Annotated in this window: 30 protein-coding genes; 11 read left to right on the top strand and 19 right to left on the bottom strand. The window is 69.6% G+C overall.

The annotated features are described in order from the left end of the window. Positions 1–88: 88 nt before the first annotated feature. Together O1W71_RS13510 and O1W71_RS13505 are read left to right on the top strand one after the other, a co-directional pair. Positions 89–403 carry a hypothetical protein gene (locus O1W71_RS13510; RefSeq protein WP_269268351.1) on the top strand — a complete coding sequence of 105 codons (315 nt, stop codon included), beginning with the start codon at positions 89–91 and terminating at the stop codon, positions 401–403. Next, entirely contained in the window at positions 400–1,704 is a 1,305-nt protein-coding gene (locus tag O1W71_RS13505) for a hypothetical protein (RefSeq protein WP_269268350.1), read from the top strand. The genes O1W71_RS13510 and O1W71_RS13505 overlap by 4 nt, the downstream gene beginning before the upstream one ends. 27 nt (positions 1,705–1,731) lie before the next feature. On the opposite strand, the gene O1W71_RS13500 is transcribed toward O1W71_RS13505, so the two are convergent. Then, the gene (locus O1W71_RS13500) at positions 1,732–2,139 is read right to left on the bottom strand and encodes a phage holin family protein (protein ID WP_023953629.1); all 408 of its coding nucleotides are present in this window, start codon (positions 2,137–2,139) and stop codon (positions 1,732–1,734) included. Between the two features lie 72 nt (positions 2,140–2,211). Here O1W71_RS13500 and O1W71_RS13495 point away from each other — a divergent pair, with 72 nt between their 5' ends. Continuing rightward, on the top strand, positions 2,212–3,276 hold the full coding sequence (locus O1W71_RS13495) for a histidinol-phosphate transaminase (RefSeq protein WP_112615269.1): 1,065 nt from the start codon (positions 2,212–2,214) through the stop codon (positions 3,274–3,276). Positions 3,277–3,300: 24 nt separating this feature from the next. Here O1W71_RS13495 and O1W71_RS13490 read toward each other — a convergent pair whose 3' ends face one another. Together O1W71_RS13490 and O1W71_RS13485 are read right to left on the bottom strand one after the other, a co-directional pair. Then, positions 3,301–3,795: a DUF1990 family protein gene (locus tag O1W71_RS13490; protein ID WP_269268348.1), complete on the bottom strand. Its 495-nt coding sequence runs from the start codon at positions 3,793–3,795 to the stop codon at positions 3,301–3,303. Between the two features lie 152 nt (positions 3,796–3,947). Next, on the bottom strand, positions 3,948–4,394 hold the full coding sequence (locus O1W71_RS13485; RefSeq protein ID WP_269268347.1) for an SRPBCC family protein: 447 nt from the start codon (positions 4,392–4,394) through the stop codon (positions 3,948–3,950). A gap of 255 nt (positions 4,395–4,649) precedes the next feature. Between O1W71_RS13485 and O1W71_RS13480 the strand changes: the two genes are divergently transcribed. The 6 genes from O1W71_RS13480 to O1W71_RS13455 all read left to right on the top strand — a co-directional run bounded on the left by O1W71_RS13480 (position 4,650) and on the right by O1W71_RS13455 (position 12,245). Beyond that, on the top strand, positions 4,650–5,783 hold the full coding sequence (locus O1W71_RS13480; RefSeq protein WP_269268346.1) for a thiamine pyrophosphate-dependent dehydrogenase E1 component subunit alpha: 1,134 nt from the start codon (positions 4,650–4,652) through the stop codon (positions 5,781–5,783). Then, complete coding sequence (locus tag O1W71_RS13475; RefSeq protein WP_269268345.1) at positions 5,780–6,760, top strand: alpha-ketoacid dehydrogenase subunit beta; 981 nt, start codon at positions 5,780–5,782, stop codon at positions 6,758–6,760. Before O1W71_RS13480 ends, O1W71_RS13475 begins: the two co-directional genes overlap by 4 nt. Before the next feature lie 31 nt (positions 6,761–6,791). After that, positions 6,792–8,132, top strand: coding sequence for a dihydrolipoamide acetyltransferase family protein (locus tag O1W71_RS13470; protein ID WP_269268344.1), 1,341 nt, complete (start codon positions 6,792–6,794; stop codon positions 8,130–8,132). A gap of 484 nt (positions 8,133–8,616) precedes the next feature. Further along, entirely contained in the window at positions 8,617–9,621 is a 1,005-nt protein-coding gene (locus O1W71_RS13465) for a hypothetical protein (RefSeq protein ID WP_269268343.1), read from the top strand. Further along, the gene (locus O1W71_RS13460) at positions 9,608–10,207 is read left to right on the top strand and encodes a hypothetical protein (protein WP_269268342.1); all 600 of its coding nucleotides are present in this window, start codon (positions 9,608–9,610) and stop codon (positions 10,205–10,207) included. The genes O1W71_RS13465 and O1W71_RS13460 overlap by 14 nt, the downstream gene beginning before the upstream one ends. Continuing rightward, complete coding sequence (locus O1W71_RS13455) at positions 10,200–12,245, top strand: hypothetical protein (RefSeq protein ID WP_269268341.1); 2,046 nt, start codon at positions 10,200–10,202, stop codon at positions 12,243–12,245. The genes O1W71_RS13460 and O1W71_RS13455 overlap by 8 nt, the downstream gene beginning before the upstream one ends. Here the strand turns inward: O1W71_RS13455 and O1W71_RS13450 are convergent. Continuing rightward, positions 12,242–12,736, bottom strand: a complete 495-nt coding sequence (locus O1W71_RS13450) for a hypothetical protein (protein WP_269268340.1) — start codon at positions 12,734–12,736, stop codon at positions 12,242–12,244. The genes O1W71_RS13455 and O1W71_RS13450 overlap by 4 nt on opposite strands. Before the next feature lie 156 nt (positions 12,737–12,892). Between O1W71_RS13450 and O1W71_RS13445 the strand changes: the two genes are divergently transcribed. Beyond that, the gene (locus O1W71_RS13445; protein ID WP_210006505.1) at positions 12,893–13,144 is read left to right on the top strand and encodes a DUF4287 domain-containing protein; all 252 of its coding nucleotides are present in this window, start codon (positions 12,893–12,895) and stop codon (positions 13,142–13,144) included. 19 nt (positions 13,145–13,163) lie between these two features. On the opposite strand, the gene O1W71_RS13440 is transcribed toward O1W71_RS13445, so the two are convergent. Continuing rightward, positions 13,164–13,730 carry a manganese efflux pump MntP gene (locus O1W71_RS13440; RefSeq protein WP_269268339.1) on the bottom strand — a complete coding sequence of 189 codons (567 nt, stop codon included), beginning with the start codon at positions 13,728–13,730 and terminating at the stop codon, positions 13,164–13,166. A 220-nt stretch (positions 13,731–13,950) separates the two neighbouring features. On the opposite strand from O1W71_RS13440, the gene O1W71_RS13435 reads away from it, so the two are divergent. Continuing rightward, positions 13,951–14,964: a metal ABC transporter solute-binding protein, Zn/Mn family gene (locus O1W71_RS13435; protein ID WP_269268338.1), complete on the top strand. Its 1,014-nt coding sequence runs from the start codon at positions 13,951–13,953 to the stop codon at positions 14,962–14,964. Positions 14,965–14,974: 10 nt separating this feature from the next. Here the strand turns inward: O1W71_RS13435 and csrA are convergent, their stop codons facing one another. The 14 genes from csrA to O1W71_RS13365 all read right to left on the bottom strand — a co-directional run bounded on the left by csrA (position 14,975) and on the right by O1W71_RS13365 (position 26,206). Then, complete coding sequence (gene csrA, locus O1W71_RS13430) at positions 14,975–15,232, bottom strand: carbon storage regulator CsrA (RefSeq protein WP_442924440.1); 258 nt, start codon at positions 15,230–15,232, stop codon at positions 14,975–14,977. A 60-nt stretch (positions 15,233–15,292) separates the two neighbouring features. Next, complete coding sequence (locus O1W71_RS13425) at positions 15,293–17,344, bottom strand: flagellar biosynthesis protein FlhA (protein WP_269268336.1); 2,052 nt, start codon at positions 17,342–17,344, stop codon at positions 15,293–15,295. Beyond that, positions 17,341–18,432 carry an EscU/YscU/HrcU family type III secretion system export apparatus switch protein gene (locus O1W71_RS13420; protein WP_269268335.1) on the bottom strand — a complete coding sequence of 364 codons (1,092 nt, stop codon included), beginning with the start codon at positions 18,430–18,432 and terminating at the stop codon, positions 17,341–17,343. The genes O1W71_RS13425 and O1W71_RS13420 overlap by 4 nt, the downstream gene beginning before the upstream one ends. A 13-nt stretch (positions 18,433–18,445) precedes the next feature. Then, positions 18,446–19,207 (bottom strand): flagellar biosynthetic protein FliR, encoded by a 762-nt coding sequence (locus O1W71_RS13415; protein WP_112615241.1) that lies wholly within the window; start codon positions 19,205–19,207, stop codon positions 18,446–18,448. A gap of 1 nt (position 19,208) precedes the next feature. Then, entirely contained in the window at positions 19,209–19,484 is a 276-nt protein-coding gene (gene fliQ, locus O1W71_RS13410) for a flagellar biosynthesis protein FliQ (protein WP_023953659.1), read from the bottom strand. Positions 19,485–19,496: 12 nt separating this feature from the next. Further along, a complete protein-coding gene (gene fliP, locus O1W71_RS13405; protein ID WP_114588711.1) occupies positions 19,497–20,231 on the bottom strand; it encodes a flagellar type III secretion system pore protein FliP in 735 nt (244 codons plus the stop codon). After that, on the bottom strand, positions 20,228–20,692 hold the full coding sequence (locus O1W71_RS13400; RefSeq protein ID WP_269268334.1) for a flagellar biosynthetic protein FliO: 465 nt from the start codon (positions 20,690–20,692) through the stop codon (positions 20,228–20,230). The genes fliP and O1W71_RS13400 overlap by 4 nt, the downstream gene beginning before the upstream one ends. Positions 20,693–20,741: 49 nt before the next feature. Next, positions 20,742–21,392, bottom strand: coding sequence for a flagellar motor switch protein FliN (gene fliN / locus O1W71_RS13395; RefSeq protein WP_269268333.1), 651 nt, complete (start codon positions 21,390–21,392; stop codon positions 20,742–20,744). After that, complete coding sequence (locus tag O1W71_RS13390) at positions 21,389–22,318, bottom strand: flagellar motor switch protein FliM (RefSeq protein ID WP_112615233.1); 930 nt, start codon at positions 22,316–22,318, stop codon at positions 21,389–21,391. Before O1W71_RS13390 ends, fliN begins: the two co-directional genes overlap by 4 nt. Before the next feature lie 141 nt (positions 22,319–22,459). Continuing rightward, positions 22,460–23,269: an OmpA/MotB family protein gene (locus O1W71_RS13385; RefSeq protein ID WP_269268332.1), complete on the bottom strand. Its 810-nt coding sequence runs from the start codon at positions 23,267–23,269 to the stop codon at positions 22,460–22,462. Further along, positions 23,266–24,069 carry a motility protein A gene (locus O1W71_RS13380; protein ID WP_023953665.1) on the bottom strand — a complete coding sequence of 268 codons (804 nt, stop codon included), beginning with the start codon at positions 24,067–24,069 and terminating at the stop codon, positions 23,266–23,268. Before O1W71_RS13380 ends, O1W71_RS13385 begins: the two co-directional genes overlap by 4 nt. Then, positions 24,069–24,335, bottom strand: coding sequence for a flagellar FlbD family protein (locus O1W71_RS13375; protein ID WP_269268331.1), 267 nt, complete (start codon positions 24,333–24,335; stop codon positions 24,069–24,071). Before O1W71_RS13375 ends, O1W71_RS13380 begins: the two co-directional genes overlap by 1 nt. Positions 24,336–24,535: 200 nt before the next feature. Beyond that, positions 24,536–25,696, bottom strand: a complete 1,161-nt coding sequence (locus O1W71_RS13370; RefSeq protein ID WP_269268330.1) for a flagellar hook protein FlgE — start codon at positions 25,694–25,696, stop codon at positions 24,536–24,538. Positions 25,697–25,753: 57 nt separating this feature from the next. Further along, a complete protein-coding gene (locus tag O1W71_RS13365; protein ID WP_269268329.1) occupies positions 25,754–26,206 on the bottom strand; it encodes a flagellar hook assembly protein FlgD in 453 nt (150 codons plus the stop codon). Between the last annotated feature and the right edge of the window lie 5 nt (positions 26,207–26,211).

Here is a 26,211-nt window from a genome sequence, read left to right as displayed (position 1 = left end):
TTCCTGCACAGACGTATCGGCGCACGCGCTCGTCCCCGGTGGCGTCGAATGAGGATGCCGCGTCCGCGCGGGCGGGCATCGTGGCGGGATGACCTCGCCTCTCGTCCTCTCTTCCGGTCCCCTCTCCTCCGGTCTCGGACGCGAGTCCGCCGCAGCGCGGACCCTCGAGATGATCGCGTCGTTGCGGGCACGGCTCCCCGCTCTGCGCGACGAGCTCGACGCGATCCGTCGCGGCGCGGCGGACCTCGACCACGACACCGCCTGGCGCGCCCGCGCGGCCCGCGGCTACCGTGACCGCCTCGCCGACTGGCGCGCGCGAACGGATGACGCCTCCGCCCGAATCGAACGCCTCGACGACGAACTGCGCCACGTGCAGGCTCGCCTCGTGATGGGTGGCCCGTGAGCGATGACTCCCTCGACATCCGCGATGGCGGGGTCATCGCGGTGGACACGGAGCGGCTCCGGATGGCGGCCGCCGTGCTCGTGAGCCTGTCGACGGGCTGCGGTGGACTGGGCCGCGCCTTCGAGACCACGACGCGCGAGCTCGCCGCGCACGAGGCGACCGCGTGGCCCGCGGCGGCGCTCGGCGCCGACCTCGCACGACTCCTCGACGAGCTCTCGGCCGAGGCATCCGCCCTCGCCGGAAAACTGCGGGATGCCGCAGACGTCTACGACATCGTCGAGCTCGAGGCGGCGCGTCGGGCCGCTGCCGGCGGTGACCGGCGGGTGACGGATTCGCTCGACCGGCGCATCGACGAGGCGCGCGAGCGTTCGTCCGAGGCGGCCGCACGCGCCGACCTGCTACTGGCGACGTGGCCGCTGCTGCGGCACGGCGAGCTCCAGCGCCAGATCGGCGGCGCTGTCGTGCCGCTCGGGCTGCTGGGCGGGGCCGCCGTCGCGGGCAGCGGCCTCGCGTTGACGGCGCTCGGCGCCCTGGGCCTGGGGCGTGCGACGCCCGACCGGGGCGGGAACGCGTCGCCGCCGCTCGTCGAGGTCACGCGATCAGCGGCGCCCGTGGCGGGGGCGGCTCCGACCACGCTCGCTGCGCTCGCTGCTCGCATCCCTCAAGAAGACGACCAGATCCGTGTCGAGCGCTACGGAGGTGACGGAAGTGAGCGCCGCTTCGCCGTCTACGTCGCGGGAACCCGATCGCCGCTCGGGTTCGGCGGCCGCGAGCCCTTCGACATGTCATCAAACGTGCAGCTCTACGCGGGCCGCAGCTCGGCGTCGTATGAATCGGTGGTCAGCGCCCTCCGCGCCGCTGGCGCGCAGCCGGGAGACGCCGTGCTCGCCGTCGGGTACTCGCAGGGCGGCGCGATCACGTCACGGCTCACCGTGGGCGGACCTTTCCGCGTCGTCGGCAACGTGACCTTCGGCTCTCCCGTGCAGGCGGATCCCGGCGACGCCACGCTGCAGGTCACGGTGCGGCACACCGACGATCTCGTCCCGGCCCTGCAGTCGGGCGGTCACCCCGATCGCGCCGGCGCGGCGGGCAGCGTCGTCGTCGAACGGGTCGCCGATCCGCCGCCCGGCATGGCGGACGTCGCCCTCGGCGCCCACTCGATGGACGCCTACGCCGACACCGCCGCTCTCGCCGACGCCTCGGGCGATCCCCGCGTCGATGACATCCAGGAGCGCATCGCGGCCTTCGGGGGCGACGAGCCCGCCGAGGTCACGACCTACCGCGTGCGAAGGCCCGACTGATGGCGCGTGCGTGCGCTCGTGCGGGCGTCAGCGGCGGTCGCGGTCGCGGTCGCGACGAGGACGGAACAGGATGCCGGCGACCCAGTTGATCAGCGCGATGACGATGGCCGCGAGCACCGCGAGCCAGAAGCCGCCGATGCGCAGGCCCCAGTCCCAGCCCGAGGTGACCCAGCCGGTGAGCCACAGCAGGAAGCCGTTGATGACGAACGAGATCAACCCGAGGGTGAGGATGTACAGCGGGAACGCCAGCACCTTCAACACGGTGCCGACGATCGCGTTGACGAGTCCGAAGATGAGCGCGATCAGCAGCAGCGTGAGGACGAGCTGCAGGTCGCCGCCCGGCGGGAACGCCACGACCGACACCTCCAGCGCCGGGATCAGCGTCACGATCCAGACCGCGAAGGCGTTGACGATCAGGCGGATGATGAGGCTCATAGTGCCGACAGTCTCCCACGGGGCCTTCGATCCGTCATCCGGCGGAGGTGGCGGCATCCGTAGACTCGCATCGTGACCGACCTGCCCGTGCGCATCCGACCCGAGATCGCGGCGCTGCCCGCATACCGCCAGGGCCGTCAGGCCTCCGCCGACGCCTTCAAGCTGTCGAGCAACGAGAACCCGTTCGACCCGCTGCCCGGCGTCGTCGAGGCCGTGCGCGCGGCGACGACCTTCAACCGCTACCCCGACGCCTCGGCGGGCCGGTTGCGCGCGCGGCTCGCGGATCGCTACGCGGTCGCGCCCGACGGCGTGCACGTCGCCGCCGGTTCGGTGTCGATCCTCTACCAGCTCGCCTCGGCGACGAGCGGCCCGGGCGACGAGATCATGTTCGCCTGGCGATCGTTCGAGGCCTATCCCGGGCTCGCCGCCGTCGCCGGGGCAACCGCCGTCGCGGTGCCGCTGACCGCCGACGCCGGGCACGATCTCGACGCGATGGCGGATGCCGTCACCGACCGCACGCGGATGATCATCGTCTGCAGCCCCAACAACCCCACCGGTCCCGTCGTGAGCCAGGCGGCGTTCGATGCGTTCGTGGCGCGCGTTCGCTCCGACGTCCTCATCGTCCTCGACGAGGCCTACGCCGAGTTCGTGACCGATCCGGATGCCGTGACCGGCGCTGCCGTGCTCGCCGCGGGCCACGCCAACGTGGTGGTCCTGCGCACGTTCTCGAAGGCATACGGTCTTGCCGGACTGCGCGTCGGGTACGCCATCGGCGACCACCGCATCCTCGATGCGGCGCGCAGCACCGGCATCCCGCTCTCGGTCACGGCCCAGGCTGAGGAAGCCGCGCTCGCGAGCCTCGACGCCGAGGACGAGCTGCTCGAGCGGGTGCGTCACATCGCCGTGCGACGCGATGCGCTCGCCGACCGGTTGCGCGAGGCGGGGTGGGACATCCCGGTCGCGCAGGGCAACTTCGTGTGGCTGCCCGCGGGCGAGCGAGCCCTCGAGATCGCCGAGGCTTTCGATGCGGCCGGACTGATCGTGCGAGCGTTCGCCGGCGACGGAGTGCGCATCTCGATCGGCGAGGAGGAGTCGATCGAGCGGATCGTCGCGGCCGCGGCATCCGTCGTCGGCTGAACGGCGCGGCGGGGCCGCGGCTCGCTAACGCCCGGTACGGCCGCCTCGGCTCAAGGCGCTGAGGTAGCGCGTTCGCACGATCACCTGCACGACGCGGACCGCCGGATAAGCGAGCCGCCAGAACGAGGTCGGCGCCGGCCGCGAGAGTGATCGCAGCGTGAAGAGCACCTCGTCGCCGCGCCGGGTGATGAGGAACGTCTCCTCGCCTTCGAGCGGGTGGCCGGGCAGCGCGAGGTAGACGTACCCGACTCGATCCGGCTCGTCGACGAATGCGACGACCTCGACCGGCTCGCGGAGTGTGAGAGGCCCGCATCCGACCTCGAGCCAGTGCCGCCCGCCGACCACGGCAGGAACGTCGGGCACCACCCGGAATCCGCTGCGGGTCTTGACGCGCCAAGCCAGGAGGTCGGCCCGGGCCTGCCGCCACGCGGCATCCCCCGATCCCACGCGCACGGTTCCCTCGAATCGACGGAAGCCTCGCGGACGGGCGTCCCACTCATCGCGGTGCGGCAGGCTCATGCGACCAGCATCCCACCCCGCGCCCCGGGCGCCTGTGCGCGGATGCAAGACCCCGCCGGCGACACCCGGATCCGGATGCCGTGGCGGCGGGGTGTCGGTCAGGATCCCTTGCAACGGGGCACGCGCGCGACGCGGGTGCGCAGAGCCCCGGGTCAGCCGGACAGCGTCGTCGCGAGATGCTCGCCCCGCCGGGTGAGGAGCCGGCGCAGATAGGGCACCAGCACGAGGCGTTCGGCGAGTCGGCCGAGGACGGGCGACGCGAGGGTGACCCGATCGGTCATGACCGTCATCCCGTCGCGCTCGACGCAGAGGTGCTCGTGGCGGAACAGGCGGAACGGGCCGGCGATCTGCTCGTCGACGAAGCGGTGCGGACGCTCGAGCGCGGTGACCCGCGACGTCATCCGGAACGGGATGCCGAAGTGCCACGCCCGCCAGGTCACCGTCTCATCGAGCCCGATCAGGCCGCTCGTCACCCCATCGATCGCGCGCTCGCCGGTGCCGCGCATCGACGCGACGTGGGCCCCGATGTCACGCGATGCGTCGAACAAGGCCTCCGCCGGCACCGCGGCGCGGGTCACGATCTCGAAGGACGACGTCATCCGCCGATCCTCTCACCGCCCCTTAACCCGTCGGCCCGCGGCATCCCGGCCCTTCCGTTCGACGAACCGCGATGCAAGGTATCTGTCACGACACCCCGGTGGGGATGCCGCCCGCCCGGGGTGTCGGCCACGATCCCTTGCATCCGGGCCCCGCCCGCCCGACCCGCCTGGCTTGTACCGCGCCCACCGCGAATCGCGGCATCCGTTGTCGACCGCATGCAGATGGGGCCATACCGGGGGCGTTAGCGTGGGAGGGTGACCGACGCAGAACTCGATCCCGCTCTCGTCCGCGTCCTCGCGGCCGACGGCTCACTCGACCCGTCGCCCGAAGCCGAACGCTACCTGCCGGTGATCGAGGCGCTCTCCGAGTCCGAGCTCGAAACGTTCTACCGCGACATGGTGACGGTGCGGGCCTTCGACCGCCAGGCGACGAACCTGCAGCGCCAGGGGCAGCTCGCCCTCTGGCCGCCGTCCTTCGGGCAGGAGGGCGCTCAGGTCGGCTCCGCGCGTGCGGCCCGACCCCAGGACCACCTCTTCCCGTCGTACCGCGAGCACGTCGTGTGCACGATCCGCGGCGTCGATCCGATCGACATCATCCGGCTCATGCGCGGCCTCACGCACGGCGGGTGGGACCCGACGGACCCCAAGAACGGCAACACCCACATCTACACGCTGGTGCTCGGCTCGCAGACGCTGCACGCATCCGGCTACGGCATGGGCATGGTCTTCGACGGACGCACCGGCACGGGCGACCCCGAGCGCGACGAAGCGGTCATCGTCTACTACGGCGACGGCGCGTCGAGCCAGGGCGACGTGCACGAGGCGATGGTCTTCGCCACGAGCTACAACACCCCGCAGGTCTTCTTCCTGCAGAACAACCACTGGGCGATCTCGGTGCCCGTCTCGACGCAGTCCAAAGTCCCGCTCGTGCGGCGCGGCGCCGGATACGGGATGCCGTCGATCCGCGTCGACGGCAACGACGTGCTCGCCAGCTACGCCGTCACCAAGCTCGCCCTCGACGAGGCCCGTTCCGGCGAGGGGCCGCGCGCGATCGAAGCGCTGACCTACCGCATGGGTGCGCACACGACGAGCGACGACCCGACGAAGTACCGCACGAGCGACGAAGAGGCCTTCTGGGCGCAGCGCGACCCGATCGCCCGCATGCGCGCCTATCTCGAGGGCCGCGGCGCGTCGGCATCCTTCTTCGACGACGTGGATGCCGCGGCCGCCGCCTACGCCGACGACGTCCGGGTCCGCACGAACCAGCTCACCGCTCCCGAGGCCGACAGCATGTTCGCGCACGTCTACAGCGAGCAGCATCCGCTCATCGACCGGCAGCGGAAGTGGCTCGCCGACTACGAGGCATCCTTCGAGGAGGGACGCGCATGAGCGTCGAGACGCTGCCGTTCAGCAAGGCGCTCAACGCGGGCATGCGCGCCGCGATGCAGCAGGACGACCACGTCCTCATGATGGGCGAGGACATCGGCCGCCTCGGCGGCGTGTTCCGCGTCACGGAGGGGCTGCAGGCGGAGTTCGGCGACCGCCGCGTGCTCGACACCCCCCTCGCCGAGTCGGGCATCGTCGGCACCGCGATCGGCCTCGCGATGGCGGGCTTCCGCCCGGTGTGCGAGATCCAGTTCGACGGGTTCGTCTTCCCCGCCTTCGACCAGATCACGACGCAGCTCGCGAAGCTCACCAACCGGCACGACGGACGGATGACGTTCCCCGTCGTCATCCGCATTCCCTACGGCGGCCACATCGGCGCGGTCGAGCACCATCAGGAGAGCCCCGAGGCGTACTTCACGCACACCGCGGGCCTGCGGGTCGTGTCGCCGTCGACGCCGAACGATGCCTACTGGATGATCCAGGACGCCATCGCCTCGAACGACCCGATCGTGTTCCTCGAGCCCAAGTCGCGCTACTGGTCCAAGGGCGAGGTCGACCTCACCGCACGCGCACTGCCGCTGCACGCCTCGCGCGTGGTCCGGCGGGGCACCGACGTCACGCTCGTCGGGCACGGCGCGATGGTGAACGTGCTGCTGCAGGCCGCCGCGCTCGCCGAGAGCGAGGGCGTGTCGTGCGAGGTCGTCGACCTGCGGTCGCTGTCGCCGGTCGACTACGGCCCGATCGTCGAGTCGGTGCGCCGCACGGGGCGGATGGTCTACGGGCAGGAGGCCCCCGGCTTCACCTCGCTGGGGTCCGAGATCGCCGCGACCGTCACGGAGCAGGCGTTCTTCTCGCTCGAGGCTCCCGTGCTGCGGGTGTCGGGCTTCGATGTCCCGTTCCCGGCGGCGAAGCTCGAGGGCGCCTACCTGCCCGACGCCGACCGCATCCTCGAGGCCGTCGACCGCGCCCTCGCCTACTGACCATCCGACGCGCCTGCGAGAGGATTCCCTCATGAGCACCCAGACCTTCCACCTGCCGGACGTCGGCGAAGGCCTCACCGAGGCCGAGATCGTGCAGTGGCGCGTGGCCGCGGGCGACGAGGTCGCGGTCAACGACGTCCTCGTCGAGATCGAGACCGCGAAGTCGCTCGTCGAGCTGCCGTCGCCGTTCTCGGGAACCGTCGGCGAGCTGCTCGTCGACGAGGGGACGACCGTCGAGGTCGGGGCCGCGATCATCACGATCGCCCCGGGGGGTGGGTCCGGAGGAGCGGATGCCGCGAGCAGCCCGGCCGTCGCTGCCGAGAAGCCTGCGGCAGCCGGCGACGCGTCGGAGGAGAACGGGTCGGTGCTCGTCGGATACGGCGGAGCCGGACAGGTGCAGTCGCGCCGCCGCAAGCCCGCCGAGCCCCCCGTGCGCGCGGCCGTGGGCGTCGTGGCGAAGCCCCCGATCCGAAAGCTGGCACGCGACCTCGGCGTCGATCTCGCCTCGGTCACGCCGTCGGGCGCCGCGGGCGAGGTGACGCGCGAGGACGTCGTGAACCACGCGTCGCAGGCATCCGTCTTCCGGAACCTGCAGACGCCGGCCCGATCCGAGGTGCGCGAGCAGACGATCCCCGTCCCGCCGGCCGTCATCTCGGCCGGGCCGGCCGACGACCGCGAGGAGACGATCCCCGTCAAGGGTGTCCGGAAGGTCACCGCCAAGCACATGGTCGACTCCGCGCACACCGCACCGCACGTGTCGGTGTGGACCGACGTCGACGCGACCCGCACGATGGAGGTCGTCAAGCGGATGAAGGCGTCGCCCGACTTCGCCGACATCAAGGTCTCGCCGCTGCTGATCATGGCACGCGCGGTCGTGTGGGCGGTGCGCCGGACGCCGATGGTGAACGCCGCGTGGGTCGAGACCGAGAACGGCGCCGAGATCCGGGTACGCCACTACGTCAACCTCGGCATCGCCGCCGCGACCCCGCGCGGCCTTCTCGTGCCGAACATCAAGGACGCGCAGGACCTCAACATGCGCGGCCTGGCCCGCGCTCTCGAGAAGCTGACCCTCACTGCCCGCGAGGGCAAGACCGCGCCCGCCGAGCAGCAGGGCGGCACGATCACGATCACGAACATCGGCGTGTTCGGCATGGATGCCGGTACCCCGATCATCAACCCCGGCGAGTCGGGCATCGTCGCGATGGGAACCATCCGGCAGAAGCCGTGGGTCGTCGACGGCGAGGTGCGTCCCCGCTACGTGACGACCGTGTCGGGCTCGTTCGACCACCGCGTCGTCGACGGCGACGGCATGAGCCGGTTCATCGCCGACGTGGCCTCCGTGCTCGAGGAGCCCGCGCTGCTGCTCGAGTGACGTATTGGACGGCTTCAAGGTCGCTTGTTCTCCAACCGAAGTTGAACCGCTCGAACGAAGGTGATCCCCCAACGACTTAGTTGATCCCGGTGGACGCAGGGCTGGCGGGTCGGAGGCTGCGAGATGGCAAGTGAGGAAGCTCGGGCAACGCCCGCCACGCTGTCTTCGTGATCGCTGGACGGCCCGTCGACAGATCCCGTCGGTGAGGCCGCGGGCCGGTTCGGTTTGAACCTGAAGGCTGTGATGGGCGAACGCTCGGATCGCGAGATTGCGCACGCGGCCGGCATCGACGACGGGACAACTCGCAAGATCCTGCTGAATAAGTCCTGGCCAGATCGTCGCACTATCGGGTCGGGACTCAGCTCCACTAGCGCTGACCAGGGCCTTGGGTGTGGTCCTCCTGCCGCACTAAAGACTGGTCGGTCATATCTCCCGCTATCATCCGAAGAGGCCGCCGCGGGGCGGCCACAGCAGGGGGAAACGAATGATCGGGCCGTTACCGGATCCGACCGCCGTATTCGAGGCACTGCGTGCTGACACGGACGCCGAGCGTGCCAGCGAGCGTCTCACGGCGCTCGTCAGAGACGTGGTCGGTATCGTCCACCGAGATGTTCAGGACATCGTCGTCGACGACGCCACTTGGGGAAGCGGGGTGTACGCCGGCGAGTTCGGCAGTGGAGACCGAATACGCGTCTGGCAGGCAGGCGTCGACATCAACGACTTCACGACCAAGACCCGAGCGAAAGTCGACGGCCTGTTCCGGCGAGCCCTGAGCGCTGCTGGTTCCTGGGGGTATCAGATCAAGTGGTGGACCCTGGCTCTTCCGGCCGAGCTCGGAGTCCCAGATCTGAAGCGATGGCACGCGTGGGCGAGAGCGACCAAGAAGGAAACAGGAGTGACCATCGTCCTGTGGACCGCGAGCACCATTCGCCGGCACCTCCTCAGTCGCGAAGGGGAGACCATTCGACGCGAGCACCTCAGCTCGATTCTCGCCGCAGCACCCCGGACGGTTCAGGAACTCGATGATGAAGCGAAGTATGAAAACACACTTTTCGTTCGTCAACTCAAGGAAGCAAAGGTGAGCGAGACGGGGCCAGCGAAGGCCGCGTTTTTCAACGCGGAGATCCTGAACCGGGAAGTATCCGACAAGAGCGTCCCCGCGGAACAGGAACTCTTGCGCGAATGGCGGATGCAAGTGCATGCGACATGGGCCGATGTGTTCAATGAGGCGTGCCTCGCCTCAGATGAGAACGTGCTCCCTGGTGTGGTGAAGGCGGTCTCCGACCTCATTCATGAAGATAGGGCGGACTACAGCGCCCGTATGCGCGCATCGACCATTCACGGCGTCGGCATCATGCACCAGACGGTTGAGGCAGGTAGGGCCGGGTGGGTTCGCGATTGGCGGAGCGTCGTAACAACGCACAACGAGGAGAGGACGACAAGTCCGCTCGGTGTCGCCGCGACAGGAGGAACTAGTGGCAGCGCCTGACCCGGCATCTCCCGTGCATTTCCACCTGCGCCCGGAGTCGTACCGACAGTTCCGGTTCGCTCAACTGCTGTTGGCGCTGGACGCGGCGGAGAGCCTCGGGCGCTCGCTCGACTTGGAGAAGGTCGCCGCTGTCGACTTCCTCGCCGCCAACCCATTTCTCGTGTTCGACCCCGAATCAGACCGTGGCGAGGAACTGCAACTTCTAGGGTTCGGCATGCATTCCGTGTCCTACGCGTCGCCGGGCCAGCGGTTCGCGTCCCGCCGCGGCCGCATCTCTACCGACCTCGCCTTCCTCGTCGCCACAGCGCTCGCCGATGTCCGCATCGTGGACGGATTCAGGACGATCTCGATAACACCCGAAGGGAAACGTGCCGCTGGGGAACTGGTGTCGGTTTATGCCGACGCGTACAGGCAAAGTGCGACACTCATCGTCAAAGAAGTCGCGAAACTCACTCCCCAAGGCCTCTATAAGAAGCTCGAGCAATGGTTGCAAGCTGACCCAATACTTTTCGACCTCGTCGACACGAACCTCGCCGGCGAACTCGTAACAGAATCGTTCCCATTGTGGATGGAGACCAATGAGTAAGCCCGTACCCCTGCGGCTCCGCAAACTGCGGCTGGTGGGGGCAAGACGCGACTACGAAATCAACTTCTCGGAGGCTCCAGGTCCGCGGAACCTCAGTGTCATCGCCGGCCAGATCGCAACCGGCAAGACCACAGCTCTGGAGTTCGTCGACTGGTGTCTGGGCGCCAAAGGTCACCCGGAGCACGAGGAAGTGATGGCGAACGTACGCACCGCGCAGCTGGCCATTGACGTTCTCGACACAGAGACCACCGACGGGGATGCCCCGCGGTACATCGGCTACGTGATCGACAGGCCTCTGGGTCCCAGCTCCACCAAGGCTTGGCTATACGGCGGTGCCTTCGACGACATGTCCGAGGTGCCCCTGCGTCCCTTGGCCGCGGACCCCGCGGACCCCGAGTCCCTGTCACAGTGGCTGTTGAGGGCGTGTGGTCTGAGCGGACTGCATTTGAAGCAAGCGCCGACACAAGAAGAGTCGAAGACGAGCGTTCTGAGCTTCCTCGACCTGCGACCACTATGGTTCCTATCGAACCGACGCATGGGGTTTGGTGACCTCGCACTCGAAAGCAACGTGCACCGGTCTATCAAACTCAACCAGGTGGTCGACCTGCTATTTGGAGCGACCGACGACGAGGCGTCCGCTCGCAATAGACGGATTGATGAACTCTCATCACAAGAACGGGAACTGCGGACGAGCCTCGTCACCCTGCGACGCTTCCTGGATGACGCCGATTTTGACTCGCTGGAGCAGATCACGGCCAAGAAGGACGAGTTGAACGCGGAACTCGCTCAGGTGGTGGCGCGGCGCCGTACCGCAGACGCGCACCTCCGAACGGAATCGAGCTTCGCGGAGGAGCTACGAAAAGACTACGAGCAGGCCGTCAATGACGTAAATGAGTTGTCCACAAGGTTGCGCGACCGGGAAACTCTCCTGCGCCGCTTAGCGCCTCTGCGAGCACAGTACGCGGATGAACTCCGACGGTTGGAGTTGTTGGACGAGTCTTTGACCTTGTTCGACTCCCTCACAGTCACCACATGCCCCGCGTGCCAGTCCACGCTGTCCAAGCGCGTTGAACTCATCGCTGGCCAATGCACTTTGTGCGATGAGACCGTGACCCCGGCGCTCGGCACGTCGCAGGCCGAACTGGTCGAATCACCCCAGGTAGACCTAGCTTCTGAACGGCGGAGTTTGACTCGGCGCCTCAATCAGCTGAAGGAGTTCAGCCACGAAGTCCGCCACGAGGCCACGAAGCTCGAGGGAGAAATTTCTCACGCGCACGGAGTCGTGCGGGAGCGCCAATCGGCTATCGACAACGCGACCAGGGGCGCGGTGTCACCGTTCCTCGCCGCGCGTGACCAGCTATCGCAGAAGCAGACGGAACTCATGTCCTCAATCCGCGTACTGAAGCAGTCGGAGAGGGTCATGGAACAGTACGCGGAGATCGAGCGGGAGCATCGCCGCATTCAGGCGCACCTGGCAGGGGAGAAGGACCGTCAACGGAAGCATGCAGCCACCAGCACGCCCCGAGACGTCGTCATCGCACGCCTGGGCGCACGCATGGAAGCCATCCTGCGAGACTTTCAGTTTCCGAAGCTTGACCTGGTTCACATCGAGCGCAACCTAGTCCCGCACGTTCGGGGCCGGAGGTACGACAAGGTCGGCTCGTCTGGCGCGATGACTCTAATCGCTCTTGCGTGGACGCTTTGTATGTTCGAACTCGCCGTCGAGGAAGGGAGCGGCCACCCGGGCTTCCTGCTGATCGACAGTCCGCAACAGAACCTCCTTCCCGACAATCCTTCCCAGGACGCTGACGCGGAGCTAGCGGACGAACTTGTCGCTGCGCGCGTGAATATCGCATCGAATATCTATAAGCACGTGAACGTCTGGTTGAAGAAAAACCCCACGGCGCAGATTGTCATGGTGGACAACGGTCCGCCGGCGGGGGCCGATAGCAACATCGTCGTTCGCTACTCCGGAGACCCATCGCGACCGCCCTATGGGCTTATCGACAACGAGGACGGGAGCGCACCGAACGACTAGATCCGGTGGTGTCGGCCGATGAGATGCCACCGCTGGAACTTGCTGAGGTATCCACCGGTGAGAAGATCCCGGGTCCAACGGCGACTGGCACCGTCCGTGAACTGTATGTAGACCCTTGTCGCTTCCGCGTCTTTCCCGCGCAACGCGATAGATGCGGAGCTGCCGGCTTTGATAGACCGCGCGGTCTCGGGCACGTCCCGTCGGTGGAGGGCGCCGGCACGATGGAGCACCGCCGTCGCGTTAACGACCGGGAGGTCAGCGCCATTGTGCGCGTGGAGAGTTTTCGTGCCGGTCTCGCCGTCCTCTTCCAACCACGTGGCGAAACGGTCCGCGAGCTCCCGGGTCTGGCGCTGCTTGTCCCGAGCGAAGATGAGGAAACCGAATAGAAACGCACCGGCCGTGCCGACGGCTCCAACCCAGTCGGCGGCGGTTCCCCACTCCCATCGGTCGTATCCGAAGAATACAGCCACCGAGTCCCAGAACTCCCTCACGGGGCTGAGCTTATCGCCGGTTAGCGTACCCTCTGCGGTGCGTCCTCGCAGGGCGGGTGCGAGAACGCACCGTCGTCGCGAACACGCACCCTCGACGGTGCGCCCTCGCGGCGACGGTGCGTTCTCGACGCCGGGCGGGGGAGTAGCCTCGGGCCCATGAGTGAGCGTCGCGTTTCGGCTCCGGACATCGACCCCGCGAACAAGCCGAAGGGGCCGGCGTCGTACTTTCCGAGTATCGAGAAGACGTACGGCCTGCCGGTCCAGCATTGGCTCGACATCGCGGCGGACCAGCTCGGCGAGGGCCGGTCGCATATGCAGGTCGTCGAGTCGCTCAAGACCGAGCACGGCCTGGGCCATGGTCACGCGAACGCCGTCGTGGCATACGTCAAGGCGAAGCTCGCGGACTGACCCGCGCGACGGCCGGCCGTCAGCCGGCGACCAGGTGCTCGATGAGGATCTGGGTGCCGATGCCGATGAGGACGATGCCGCCGATGATCTCGGCGGGCTTGCGCCACCGCGTGCCGATGCGGTGGCCGATCAGCACGGCGACGAACGACAGGGCGAACGTGACGAGGCCGATCGAGACGACCGCGATCCACAGCGGCACGTCGAGGAAGGCGAAGGACAGCCCGACGGCGAGGGCGTCGATGCTCGTCGCGAGAGCGAGCAGGATGATCTCGCGCGCCGACAGGCCGGATGCCGCGTCCGCGTCGTCATCGTCGGGACGGAACGCCTCCCACAGCATCTTCGCGCCGATGGCGGCGAGCAGGACGAAGGCGATCCAGTGGTCGAACGGGGCGATGGCCTCCGCGAAGGTGCTGCCGAGCAGCCAGCCGATCAGCGGCATCACCGCCTGCGCGAGGCCGAAGGCGCCGGCGATGAGGAGTGCGCCGCGCACGACGTGAGCCCGCAGCTGCAGGCCTTTCCCGAGAGCCACGGCGAAGGCGTCGGCCGAGACGCCGACGGCCAGGATGAAGAGCGCCCAGGGCGACATGGCTCCTCCTCGAAGCGGGATGACGGGATGGCGGGCGATCGTCCCGGGCACCGTCGAACGGAGATCGGCCGCTCTCGAGCTTGCCAGCCGCAGGCCGTCGAAAATGACGAAAAGCCCTGATTGACAGCATTTCGGGCGAGCGAATCCTTCGGTCCGCCGAAAGGTGGCCTCCCAGCGGACGTGTACGGAGAACGATTATCAGTAACGTACAATCGACGGCATGACCCGTCGACTCCTCCCTGCCGCCGCGCTCGTGGCAGCGGCATCCCTCGCTCTCGCCGGCTGCGCCGGCACCTCGTCGCCGGCCGCGAGCGGTTCGGACGACGGCAAGATCAGCGTCGTCGCCTCGACCAACGTGTACGGCTCACTGGCCGCCGAGGTGGGCGGCGACGCCGTCGAGGTGACCTCGATCGTGACCTCGCTCGCGCAGGACCCGCACTCGTACGAGGCGTCGGCGCGCGACCAGCTGACGGTGTCGCAGGCCGACCTCATCATCGAGAACGGCGGGGGCTACGACTCGTTCCTCGACGGGCTCGTCGAGTCGAGCGGCAGCACGGCACCGGTGCTCACGGCGGTCGAGTTCTCGCACGACTACCCCGGCGCCGAGGGCCACGCCGACGAGCACGCCGCGGATGAGCACGCCGCGGACGAGAGCGCCGAGGCCGAGCACGACCACGAGCACGACCATGAGGGTCACGATCACATCGAGGGCTTCAACGAGCACGTCTGGTACGACCCGCACACGATCGCTCACCTCGTCGAAGACATCGCGCACGAGCTCGGTGAGCTCGACGCGGCCCAGGCCGACACGTTCGAGGCGAACGCGAAGGCGCTCATCGAGCGGATCGACGGCCTCGAGACATCCCTCGACACCATCTCGGCGGCGCACCAGGGCGAGAAGATCTTCGTGACCGAGCCGGTGCCGCTGTACCTCGCCGCGGCGGCGGGTCTGGAGAACGCGACTCCGGAGGCGTTCAGCGAAGCCGTCGAAGAGGGGCAGGACGTGCCTCCCGCGACCCTCCTCGAGGCGCAGCAGATCCTGCGTTCGGGCGAGGTGCGCATCGTGATCGTCAACGCGCAGACGGGCGGCGCTGAGACCACGGAGATCACGAAGGTCGCCGGAGAGCTGAACATCCCCGTGCTCGAGTTCACCGAGCTCATGCCCGACGGCGTCGACTACGTCGGCTGGATGCAGCAGAACATCGACGAGATCTCGGGCGCCCTCGCGGGCTGACCCGCCGCCGTCATCCCTCTCCGTCCGCCGTCGGGGCCCCGCCCTGGCGGCGGACGAGTGCGTTCAGGAGCGCCGCCTGCTCGTCTGCGGACGTGCGGGCGGCCGAGACGTTCTCGGTCTCGACGGCCGCCACGATCTCGGCGCGCTGGATGCGGGTCGACCGCGGCGCTTCGATGCCGAGCCGGACGCTGTCGCCCTTGACCTCGAGCACCGTGAGCTCGATGTCGTCGCCGATGAGCACCTTCTCACCGACTCGTCTCGTCAACACCAGCACTCGATCACCCTACTTTCCGGAAGCCGTGCCCGCCCCGCGCGCTCGACGCGAGTCTCACGCGGGCGTGATGGCATGCGCGTCGCCGATCGTGTCTCGGACGACGCCCACCGTGTCGATCGCCAGGCCCCCGGCCGTCGCCTCGGTGTACGACAGCACCGGCAGCCCGTCGGTCTGCGACGAGATGAGGCGCCGTACGGCGGAACGCAGCGACGGCGCACACACGAGCACAGGCTCGGGGCCCGGGCCGGCCGCCTCGAGGGCGGCGCGAGCCGAGGCCACGACCGCCTCGAGCCGGTGCGGGTCCAGGGCGATGTGCGGACCGTCCTCGCTCGGTCGCATCGCCTCGAGCATCGACTGCTCGAGCAGGGGGTCGATCATGACGATGCGTAGCCGCCCCTGTTCGGCGAAGCGCGTCGCCACGGCGGGACCGAGCGCGAGACGTGCCGCCTCGATCAGGGCGTCGGGGTCGGTCGTCGTCTTGGCGCGCAGCGCGAGCGCCTCGTAGATCCGCGAGAGGTCGTTGATCGGGATGCGTTCGGCGAGCAGGCCCTGCAGCACGCGCTGCACCTCCGCCAGCGAGAGCAGCGCCGGCGTGAGCTCCTCGACCGCTGCCGGGCTGGACTGGCGCAGCGTCTCGGTGAGCTGACGCACGTCCTCTCGGCTGAGCAGCCGGGCGGCGTGGGCCTGGATGACCGCGGACAGGTGGGTGATGATGACGCTCGCGCGGTCGACGACGGTCGCTCCGGCGAGCTCGGCGCTGTGCCGCATCTCGAGGGGAACCCACTTCCCGTCGATGCCGAACACGGGGTCGGGCGACGCCCGCCCGGGCAGGGTCTCGAGGCCCGACCCGAGCGCGAGGAGCGAAGCCCGGGGCGCGACGCCGCGACCCGCCTCGACCCCGGCGACCCGGATGACGTAGGTCGAGGGCGGCAGCTCGATGCTGTCGCGCGTGCGCACGGGCGGAACGATGAGTCCGAGCTCGAGCGCGGTCTTGCGCCGCAGCGACCGCACGCGTCCGAGCAGGTCGTCGGGACCGCCGGTGACGAGGTCGACGATGTCGGGAGCGAGCAGGATCTCGAGCGCGTGGACCCGCATCCGCTCGGCCAGCTCCTCGGGGGTGTCGACGGCGCCGCGCGGGTCGACGGCGGGGGCGTCCTCGTCCGCCTGCGTCTGCTCGCGCCGGCCGACCCGCTGTGCGATGAGCAGCAGGGTGGCGCCGATGACGAGGAACGGCAGCATCGGCATCCCGGGGATGAACGACATCACGATCGCGGCGCCGCCCGCGATCGACAGGGCGTTGCGCGACTGCGTCAGCTGCGCCGCCGCGGCCGTGCCCATGTCGGACTCCGCTCCCGAGCGGGTGACGATCATGCCCGTCGCGACCGCCATCAGCAGCGCGGGGATCTGCGTGACGAGGCCGTCGCCGATCGTCAGGAGGGCGTAGGTGTTGAGGGCCTCTCCCGCCTCCATGCCCTTCGAGAGCATGCCGATCGCGACGCCGCCGACGAGGTTGATGATGATGATGACGAGTCCGGCGATCGCGTCGCCCTTGACGAACTTCGAGGCGCCGTCCATCGCGCCGTAGAAGTCGGCCTCCGCCGCGATCTCGGCGCGCCGGCGCCGCGCTTCGGCGTCGCTGATGAGGCCGGCGTTGAGGTCGGCGTCGATCGCCATCTGCTTGCCGGGCATGGCGTCGAGGGTGAACCGGGCGCCCACCTCGGCGACGCGCTCGGCGCCCTTCGTCACGACGACGAACTGGATGACGATGAGGATCAGGAACACCACGATGCCGATGACGAGCGATCCGCCCACGGCGATCGCGGCGAACGCGTCGATGACCTGCCCCGCGTGCGCCTCGCCCAGCACGAGCTTCGTCGAGGCGACGTTCAGGCCGAGCCGGAACAGCGTCGCCACCAGCAGCAGCGAGGGGAAGACCGCGAAATCGAGCGGCCGCTTCACGAACATCGCCGTCAGCAGGATGAGCAGGGCGAACAGGATGTTGGTGATGATCAGGACGTCGAGGATCGGCGGCGGCACCGGCACGATCAGCAGCATGATGATGCCGACGACCCCGATCGGCACGAGCGACCTTCTCAGGATGTTCATCGGGGTGCCTTCCTCTCGGGAACGGTGTGGACGCCGCGCGCCGCGCCGCGGCGCTTGAGCCCGTCGACGAAGACGAGCACGCGGGCGACGGCGGTGTAGAGATCGCCGGGGATCTCCTGGCCGAGTTCGCACGCCCCGTGCAGGGCACGGGCGAGCGGGATGTCGCGGACGAGCGGGACGCCGGCCTCGTGCGCCCGCTCGCGGATGCGCTCGGCGATGAGGCCCTGCCCCTTCGCGACGACGCGCGGCGCCGACTTGCCCGGCTCGTAGCGCAGGGCGACGGCGATGTGCGTGGGGTTCACGAGCACGACATCCGCATCTCCGACGGCGGCGATCATGCGGTTGCGGCTCATCGCCATCTGCCGGGCGCGGCGTTGGCTGCGGATGAGCGGGTCGCCCTCGGAGTTCTTGTGCTCGTCGCGCGCTTCCTTCTTGGTGACGCGGGTGTGCTTGCGGTTGCGCCGCATGACGACGAGGACGTCGATCGCGGCCAGCAGCACGCCGACGGCGACCGCGGTGATGAGCAGCGCGGTTACGACGTTCGAGGCGATCTCGAGCAGCCGGGTGATCGGGTGGGCGCCGCTCATCGTCAGCACGGGCATGAGCCCGGCGACGACGAACCACAGGGCGAGGCCGATCGCGGCGGTCTTGAGCAGCGCCTTCGCGCCCTCCCACAGCGCCTGCACGCCGAACAGCCGTTTGACGCCGTTCAGCACGTTGAACTGCTCGAAGCGCGCCGGCACGCCGCGCAGATGGATGCCGCCCTGGGCGACCGACCCGACGATCGCGACGATCGCGACGGCCAGCAGCGCCGTGCCCAGGATGGCCGGGATGCTGCCGAGGGCCGACGACAGGACGGCGACGGCGTGCTCGGGGTCGGGGTGGCGGATCACGGCGGCGATCTCGACGAACTGCGCGGCCCCGGCATCCGCACCCGCTCCGATCATGGCGGGGAGGACCAGCGCGACCGTGCCGATCGCGAGCCAGGCGGACAGGTCCTGGCTGCGCGACAGCTTGCCCTTGCGGTGTGCCTCGCGCAGCTGCCGGCGGCTGGCCTGCTCGGTGCGTTCCCCGCTGTCGCTGCTCATGACGCGCCGCCGTTCATCGGGTTCCGCCGATCAGCAGCCCGGTCGCCTGGTCGGTGAGCGCCCCGACGACGGCGGGCAGGGCGAGGATGACGCTTCCCGCGAGGAGGAAGGTCAGGATGATCTTCAGGGGAAAGCCGAGCGCGAACGCGTTGAGGGCGGGGGCGACGCGGCTGACGAGCCCGAGCGCGATGTCGGCGAGGAAGAGGACGAGCAGCAGGGGACCGGCGATCTGCAGCGCGGCGACGAGCAGCTGCGACGCGGTGTCGACCAGCAGCTCGGCCGGGCGGGCGAGGTCGAGGACCCCATCGACGGGGATCGCCGTGAAGCTCCGGGCGAGCCCCGCGAGGATGAGCTGGTAGCCGTTGCTCGCGAAGAGCAGGGCGAGGGCGATCATCTGGAACAGGCGCGTGAACTGGGCGCCGTTGACGTTCATCTGCGGATCGAAGGCCTGCGCGAGCTGAAAGCCGCCGAAGACGTCGATCAGCCCGCCGGCCGACTGCACGACGGCGAAGCACGTCATCACGAGGAATCCGAGCAGCGCCCCCGTGACGACCTGAGCGGTCAGGGCGAGGAAGAACGGGCCGGTGCCGAGGCTCTGGTAGCCCGGCGCCACCGTGCCGCTGAGAGCGAGGGCGACGCCGATCGCGACCATCGCCTTGATGCGCGCGGGGAAGGCGCCGTACGAGAAGGGTGGGGCGGTGAAGACGAAGGCGGTCGTGCGGACCGCGGCGAGTCCGGTGGCCTCGATCCAGGCGAAGTCGAGGAGCAGCTGCATCTCAACCGCCCGAGAGCAGGTGCGGGATGCGGTCGAACATGGTGTGGGTGAAGGCGATCGCCTCGGCGATCATCCAGTGCCCGCACACGACGAGTGCGATCGCGACGGCGACGGCCTTCGGCACGAACGAGAGCGTGACCTCCTGGATCTGCGTGATCGACTGCAGGAGCGAGATGGCGAAGCCGACCACGAGTGCCGTGATGAGCAGCGGAGCGGCGAGCTTCGCGGCGAGCACGACGCCCTCCATGCCGATGTCGAGGACGGCCTCAGGGTTCACGCGTACCCCCGGTCATCCGCCCGCTCCGTAGCTCTCCATGAGGGTGCGGAGGATGAGTCCCCACCCGTCGACGAGCACGAACAGCAGGATCTTGAAGGGAAGCGAGATCATCACCGGCGGGAGCATCATCATGCCCATCGACATCAGCGCTGCGGCGACGACGAGGTCGATGACGAGGAACGGCACGAAGATGACGAAGCCGATGATGAAGGCCGCGCGCAGCTCCGAGATCATGAACGCCGGGATGAGGGTGATCATCGGGACGCTCGCCGGGTCCTCGGGGTTCTCGGCGCCCGCGAACCGGGTCATGAGCGCGAGATCCTCCTCGCGCGTGAACGACAGCATCCAGGTGCGCAGTGGGTCGGCGCCGACGCCCACGGCATCGGTAAACGTGATCGAGCCGTCGACGTAGGGCTGAACGGCGACCGTGTTGATCTCGGTCAGCACCGGCCACATCACGAAGAGGGTGAGGAACAGGGCGAGGCCGGCGAGCACCTGATTGGGCGGGATCGTGGGCAGCGAGAGGGCGTTCCGGGTCATCGCGAGCACCACGAAGATCTTCGTGAACGACGACATCATGAGCAGCAGTGCCGGGGCCACCGACAGCAGCGTGATGCCGATGAGGGTCAGGACCGACGACGAGGGTGTGCCGTCGATGCCGTTGATGTCAACGGAGATGCCGCCGTTCGGCGGGGGCGTCGAGGCGGCGACGAGCACGAGCGCGCCGAGCGCGCCGCCGGAGATCACGCGCCCAGGGCCCGGCGCAGCACCTGTGCGGCATCACGCGCGGTCATGGTCGCCGGGCGGGTGGTGCGGGCAGTGCGTTCGGCGCGGGCCTGCGCACGGAGCAGGGGCACGGGCGGTGCGAGGGGCGCGTCGTCCGCGACATCCCGCAGGACTGGGCGCGCCGTGTCGTCGCCGTGCGCGGCATCCGCTGTCGCGTGGGGCCCCGACGTGGTGCCCGGCGTCGGGTCGATGCGGTCGAGCATCGACACCCCGCCCTCGGTGATGCCGAGCACGTAACGGGCCCCATCGATCTCGACCACGGCGACCTGGGCCTTCGGCCCGATGCCGCGCTTGGCGACGACGGTGATGTCGGCGACGGCATCCGAACGTGTCGACTTGAGGCCTCGCGGGCGGTTCGCGCGTGCTCCGTTAGTGCTGCCGCGAGAGAAGCGACGCTGCAGCACCCACACGATCGCGAGCACGACGCCGAGGGAGACGACGACGCGCAGCGCGAGCAGCAGATCGTCGATCTCAGGCCTCCGCGTTCTCGATGATGCGCGTGATGCGCACCGCGTAGTCCTGGTCGACGACGACGATCTCGCCATGGGCGATCAGCCGCCCGTTGAGCTTGACGTCGGCGGGGGCGCCGGCCGAGCGGTCGAGCTCGATGATGCGCCCGGGCTCGAGATCGAGTACGTCGCGGACGGTCATGCGGGTGCGACCGACCTCGACGGTCAGCTCCATCTCGACGCCGGCGATGCGCTGCAGGCGGCGCGGCGAGGCCGCCGCGGGGTGCGACACGCGCACGGCGAGGCGTCCGATCACGCGGGCATCCTCGTCGACGAGGTCGAACACCTGCGCGGCGGGGTGCGCGAAGAGCGCCGAGGCGTCTCCGATCGTCGCCTCGCCGAGCACGCTCGGGCCGAAGGCGGTCGCCGCGGCGTCGAGCGCGTCGCGGAGTCGTTCGGGCAGCGGCAGGGCGGCGTCCGCGCCGAGGAGCGCCGACTCATCGAGGACCACGACCGCGAGCGCGGCGCTCGTGTCGCCGACCGACGAGACGATGACCGCGTCGCCGGTCTCGCCCGCGCTCGTCCCGGGACGGGCGGTGATGCGCGAGGCGGTGGGCAGCCGGTCGGCGAACGCGGCTGCGGCTGCGGCCTCATGGGTGGTGGTGCTGGTCATGGCGACTCCTCGGACAGTGCGGGGGAGAGATCGGATGCCGTCACGACGCACGCGAGCCGCGCGCCATGAGATCCCACGGCGGCGGAAGCGACGACCTGCTCGTCGACGGTGAGATCGAGGGGGCGGTCGGCGGCGTGCGCGAGCGAGATGACATCGCCGACGGCGAGGTCGAGCACCTCGGCGGGGCGGACGGCACGCGGCGCGAGCCGCAGCGTCACCTCGACGGGCGTCTGCTCGACGTGCCGGCGGACGAGGCCCGGGTCGTTCGTCGCCCGCGGCGCCGAGGCGCTGTCGGACAGGCGCTCGAGCAGTGTCGCGGCGGGGAGGGCGATCGTCGCGGTCTCGGTGCGGTCGGCCAGACGCATCGAGAAGCGGGCCACGACCACGAGGTCCTGACCGCCGACGACCTGAGCGAAGGCCGCGTTGTACTGCACCGCGCCGACGCTCAGCTCGCGAGGCAGGAGGGAGCCGAGGGCTGTGCGCAGGTGGCCGAGGGTCTCGTCCATCAGCGACCGGATGAGCGCCTGCTCGATCGCCGTGAGGGCGCGGGCCTCGGGGCGCTGCGAGCCGTCGCCGCCGAGCATCTTCACGATCCACGACAGGGCCGACGGCAGCGGGAACTCGATGACCGCACGATCGTCCGAGGTCGCATCCGAGCACAGCACGAGCGTCGTGGTCGGCGGGATCGTCGCGACGTACTCGTCGTAGGTCTCGAGGCTCACCCGTTCGAGGGCGATGTGCGCGCGCACGCGAGCCTTCGCGGCGAGGAGCATCGCCCACTGGCGCGCGAACGCGTCGAAGGCCCCCGCCAGAGCGCGCGTGTGCTCACGGGACAGCGCCGCGGGTCGGCCGAAGTCGTAGCGTTCCGGGGCCGCGGTCGCGGCATCCTCGGTTCGCACGCTCGGGGCGGTCGGCACGGTCTGCACGCCACGGACTATCGGTCGCGTGTCGCCCGCGGTTAGGCCCGGGCCTCGCGGGTGGGCGCGGGCTCAGGCTGGGTTGGCAGGTTGTGCCCACTCAGCGCACGGGATGGGGCGGGGGCTGCCAGGTGAAGGCCGAGCCCGGAGTCAGCCGTCGGCGGCGGCGAGAGCGGGGAGCTCGCCGCGCACCTGCGCGTCGGCGTCCGAGAGCACGACGATGTCGACGCGACGGTTCTGCGCGAGGGCCTCGGCGCTCGAGCCCTCCGCGAGCGGTCGCGACGACCCGAACCCGACGGAGCTGATGCGCTCCCTCGCGACCCCGCGTGCCTCGACGAGGTAGCCGAGCACACCGTTGGCCCGCGCGATCGAGAGCTCCCAGTTGTCGGCGAACGGGGCGATGGCGGGGCGGGCGTCGGCGTGGCCCTCGACCGAGATGAGGTGCGCGTCGGCGGCGAGGACGGACCCGGCGGCGTCGAGCACGGCCCGGGCCCGGTCGCTCAGGTCGGTGCTGTTGGTGTCGAAGAACGTCTCGGCGCTGACGAGACCGATGGTGAGGCCCCGGTCGTCGATGGTGAAGGTCGCGGCGTCGCCCAGGCCGTGCTCGGCGAGAGCGCCCTCGAGGCGTGAGCGCAGGTCGTCGAGCGAGCTGTACTCCTGCTCGGCCGGGGTCGGGGCGGTCGGGGTCTCGACGAATCCCTCGCCCTCCTCCTCGACCAGCTCGGGCGGCACGACGACGCCTTCCGAGACGTCGCGGGTCTCGGAGATCTCCGAACCGAACCCGGTCGCGAGCGAAGCGCGCAGCTGCTCGAACTTCTCCTGGTCGACGTTGGACATCGCGAACATGACGATGAACATGCACATCATCACGGTGATCATGTCGAGGTACGACGCCATCCAGCGCTCGTCGGGGCCCTCGTGCGAGGACTCCATGACCCGGCGGCGACGCGGCGCGCTCATACTCCGGCGTCCGCTGGCTCGTCGGCCGCCGCCTTCGCGCGGCCGCGGCCGGGCTTGGTCTCGGGCGCGAGGGCCCGCAGGCGCTCGGCGACCAGCATCGGCGGGTTCCCCGCCTGGACGGCGAGCATCCCCTCGGTCACGAGCGTCATGCGGTCGACCTCGATCTCGGCGAGGCGCTGCAGCCGCGTGCCGATCGGCAGCCAGATGAAGTTCGCCGACAGGAGGCCCCACAGGGTCGCGACGAAGGCGGCGGCGATGAGGGGCCCGAGCTGGTCGGGCTTGTCGAGGTACTCGAGCACGTGGGTGAGCGAGACGACCGTGCCGACGATGCCGACCGTCGGGGCGTACCCGCCGAGGGCCGAGTAGAAGCGCGAGGCCGTGCGGCGCTCCGCGGCGACGGTGGCGACGCGGTCTTCGAGGACGACGCGCAGGTCTTCGGCATCCGTTCCGTCGGCGATGCTCTGCAGGGCATGGCGCAGCAGCGGGTCCTTCTCGTCTGCCACGGCGCTCTCGAGCGCGAGCAGCCCCTCGGCGCGAGCCTTCTCGGCATACCCCACGACGGTGTCGATGAGCGCCTCGGTCGATCCCTTGATGCCGACGAAGGCTCGCGGCAGGGCGCGCACCGCCCCCGCGGCATCCCGGAGCGTGCCTCCCGCGATGCCGATCGCGATGGTCGCGCCGAAGACCAGCACCATCGGCGCAGGAAGGAGCAGGGCGTTGAGGCTCGCCCCCTCGAGCTGGATCATCGCCCACAGGCCGCCGAAGGCCAGCAGGATGCCGATGAGGAGTGACGGATCCATCAGCGCTCACCCTCCGGCGCGGCGGCGGCGGCCGTGGAGGCCGACTGGGATGCGGACCCGGATGCCGCGGCATGGCCGAGGGCCGTCGCGAGCACGCGGGCGCGGAACTCGACGATGCTCTGGATGACGGCATCCATCGTCTCGGCGACGACGAACGTCGCCCCGTCGACCAGGGTGAGCGTCGTGTCAGGGCTCGCCTGGATGCGTTCGACGAGGTCGGGGTTCACGGCGAACCGGTGACGGTTCAATCGTGTGAGAACGATCATGTCGCCCTTCTCGTCGGTCAGCGCGCGGGGGAACGGGTCGTCGCGGGTACGGCGGCTCCGAGGAGACTGTCGGCAGAGGGCGGCGGTCGGTTAGCGTCGCGGCCGCGTGCACAACTCCTCAGAAACCGGCGCGCTCGGCACCGCGCGCGGGCCGCGAGGCCGAACCAGGACGGATTCTGAGGAGTTGCGGGCCGCCGCGATCAGCGCTTGAGGTTGGTCAGCTCTTGCAGCACCTCGTCGCTCGTGGTGATGATGCGGGCGTTCGCCTGGAAGCCCCGCTGAGCGACGATCAGGTTCGTGAACTCCTGCGAGAGGTCGACGTTCGACATCTCCAGAGCCCCGCTGACGAGCCCGCCGCGGTCGTCGGTGCCCGCGGTGCCGACGGCGGCCGCGCCCGAGTTGGCACCGGCGCGGTACTGCGACGACCCGGCCTTCTCGAGCCCTTCGGGGTTGTCGAACGAGGCGAGGGCGATCTGCGCGAGCACCGATGTCGCTCCGTTGCTGAACGCGCCGACGAGGCTGCCGTCGGCCGACAGGGTGTACGACACGAGGCTTCCGGGCGCGCGGCCGTCCTGACCGCCGAGCTTGACGGTGCTGAGGTCGGCGTAGCCGGTGATGGCCGAAAGGTCGACCGCGACACCGCCCGAGGCGATCGTCGCGGGCGTCGTCGTCAGGCGTCCGTCGGCGAAGGCGAGCTGCGTCGTCGTGGCGCCGTCGGTGACGTCCCAGCCGCCCGCGGTGCGGGTGAAGGTGAGTGCGAGCTGGCGGGACTCGCCCTGCGCGTCGTAGACGGTGACGTCGCGGACGAGCTTCTCGCCGACCGCGGCGCCCGAGGGCAGGTTGCCGGTCACCGCGGCGGACGTCGTCGCGCGCCCGGGCGAGGTCGCGCCCACCGGGAGCGCGATGTTGCCGACCGGCCCGCCCGTCGGCACGACACCGTCGACGGCGGTCCAGCCCTGCACGAGCGCGCCGTCCTTGGTGGTCAGGCGCCCCGCGGAGTCGAAGCCGAACGAGCCGTTGCGCGTGTAGAGCGTCTCGGCGCCGTTGCGGACTACGAAGAAGCCGTCGCCCGCGATCATGAGGTCGGTGGGCACGCCGGTGGCCTGCTGCGATCCCTGCGTGAAGTTCGTGCGAACCGCGGCGACCTGGGTACCGAGGCCGACCTGCGCGGCGTTCGTGCCGCCGGCGTCCGCCTGAGCGGCGCGGGAGTTCTGGACGATCTGCGAGAGCGTGTCCTGGAACTGCACCGAGCCCGCCTTGAACCCGACGGTGTTGACGTTGGCGATGTTGTTGCCCGTGACGTCGAGCATGGTCTGGTGCGAGCGGAGACCGGAGATCCCGGCGTAGAGCGAGCGGAGCATGGGGTGTCCTTCGGTGAGGGGCTGACGTGGTCGTGGGGTAGCCGGAGTGGCCGTGGCTCAGGATGCGGATGCCGCGGGCGGCGCCGTCGCGGCATCCGACACGGAAATCCCCGATACGACGTCGAGGGGAACCGCGGTGCCGCCGATCGTCACGAGCGGGACGCCCTTCTCGAACGAGACCTGGGTCACGCGACCGCTGCGGGTCGTGCCGTCGGCGTCGACGTACGAGGCCTGCTGGCCGACGAGCGCGGCGGCGGTCTGGCGCATCGTGAGGGCGAAGTGCTCCGATGACGTCGTGGTGAGCGCGACGAGCTGCTCCATCATCGCGAGCTGCGTCGTCTGCGCCATCATCTCGTTGGTGTCGAGCGGCGAGCTCGGGTCCTGGTTCTTCATCTGCGCGACGAGCAGCTGCAGGAAGACCTCGGAATCGAGGGTCTGCTTCGGCGCGGGTGGCGGGGCGGCTGCCGTGGGCGTGGCACCCACGACGCCGACGGGCGGAATGCTGCTCATGGTGA

It is taken from the genome of Microbacterium sp. H37-C3 (genome assembly GCF_027157935.1).
GTDB lineage: Bacteria > Actinomycetota > Actinomycetes > Actinomycetales > Microbacteriaceae > Microbacterium > Microbacterium plantarum.
This window is presented reverse-complemented; position numbering and strand designations above follow the sequence as displayed.

Excerpts from the sequence above, each read along its gene's own strand:
- O1W71_RS13510 (WP_269268351.1), top strand. The coding sequence starts at position 89 with ATGACCTCGCCTCTCGTCCTCTCTTCCGGTCCCCTCTCCTCCGGTCTC.
- O1W71_RS13445 (WP_210006505.1), top strand. The coding sequence starts at position 12,893 with ATGAGTGAGCGTCGCGTTTCGGCTCCGGACATCGACCCCGCGAACAAG.
- O1W71_RS13420 (WP_269268335.1), bottom strand. The coding sequence starts at position 18,432 with ATGAGCAGCGACAGCGGGGAACGCACCGAGCAGGCCAGCCGCCGGCAG.
- O1W71_RS13485 (WP_269268347.1), bottom strand. The coding sequence starts at position 4,394 with ATGACGTCGTCCTTCGAGATCGTGACCCGCGCCGCGGTGCCGGCGGAG.
- O1W71_RS13380 (WP_023953665.1), bottom strand. The coding sequence starts at position 24,069 with ATGGATCCGTCACTCCTCATCGGCATCCTGCTGGCCTTCGGCGGCCTG.
- O1W71_RS13415 (WP_112615241.1), bottom strand. The coding sequence starts at position 19,207 with ATGCAGCTGCTCCTCGACTTCGCCTGGATCGAGGCCACCGGACTCGCC.
- O1W71_RS13425 (WP_269268336.1), bottom strand. The coding sequence starts at position 17,344 with ATGAACATCCTGAGAAGGTCGCTCGTGCCGATCGGGGTCGTCGGCATC.
- fliN (WP_269268333.1), bottom strand. The coding sequence starts at position 21,392 with ATGACCAGCACCACCACCCATGAGGCCGCAGCCGCAGCCGCGTTCGCC.
- O1W71_RS13455 (WP_269268341.1), top strand. The coding sequence starts at position 10,200 with ATGAGTAAGCCCGTACCCCTGCGGCTCCGCAAACTGCGGCTGGTGGGG.
- O1W71_RS13370 (WP_269268330.1), bottom strand. The coding sequence starts at position 25,696 with ATGCTCCGCTCGCTCTACGCCGGGATCTCCGGTCTCCGCTCGCACCAG.
- O1W71_RS13375 (WP_269268331.1), bottom strand. The coding sequence starts at position 24,335 with ATGATCGTTCTCACACGATTGAACCGTCACCGGTTCGCCGTGAACCCC.
- O1W71_RS13500 (WP_023953629.1), bottom strand. The coding sequence starts at position 2,139 with ATGAGCCTCATCATCCGCCTGATCGTCAACGCCTTCGCGGTCTGGATC.
- O1W71_RS13385 (WP_269268332.1), bottom strand. The coding sequence starts at position 23,269 with ATGAGCGCGCCGCGTCGCCGCCGGGTCATGGAGTCCTCGCACGAGGGC.
- O1W71_RS13490 (WP_269268348.1), bottom strand. The coding sequence starts at position 3,795 with ATGAGCCTGCCGCACCGCGATGAGTGGGACGCCCGTCCGCGAGGCTTC.
- O1W71_RS13475 (WP_269268345.1), top strand. The coding sequence starts at position 5,780 with ATGAGCGTCGAGACGCTGCCGTTCAGCAAGGCGCTCAACGCGGGCATG.
- O1W71_RS13435 (WP_269268338.1), top strand. The coding sequence starts at position 13,951 with ATGACCCGTCGACTCCTCCCTGCCGCCGCGCTCGTGGCAGCGGCATCC.
- O1W71_RS13365 (WP_269268329.1), bottom strand. The coding sequence starts at position 26,206 with ATGAGCAGCATTCCGCCCGTCGGCGTCGTGGGTGCCACGCCCACGGCA.
- O1W71_RS13465 (WP_269268343.1), top strand. The coding sequence starts at position 8,617 with ATGATCGGGCCGTTACCGGATCCGACCGCCGTATTCGAGGCACTGCGT.
- O1W71_RS13470 (WP_269268344.1), top strand. The coding sequence starts at position 6,792 with ATGAGCACCCAGACCTTCCACCTGCCGGACGTCGGCGAAGGCCTCACC.
- O1W71_RS13440 (WP_269268339.1), bottom strand. The coding sequence starts at position 13,730 with ATGTCGCCCTGGGCGCTCTTCATCCTGGCCGTCGGCGTCTCGGCCGAC.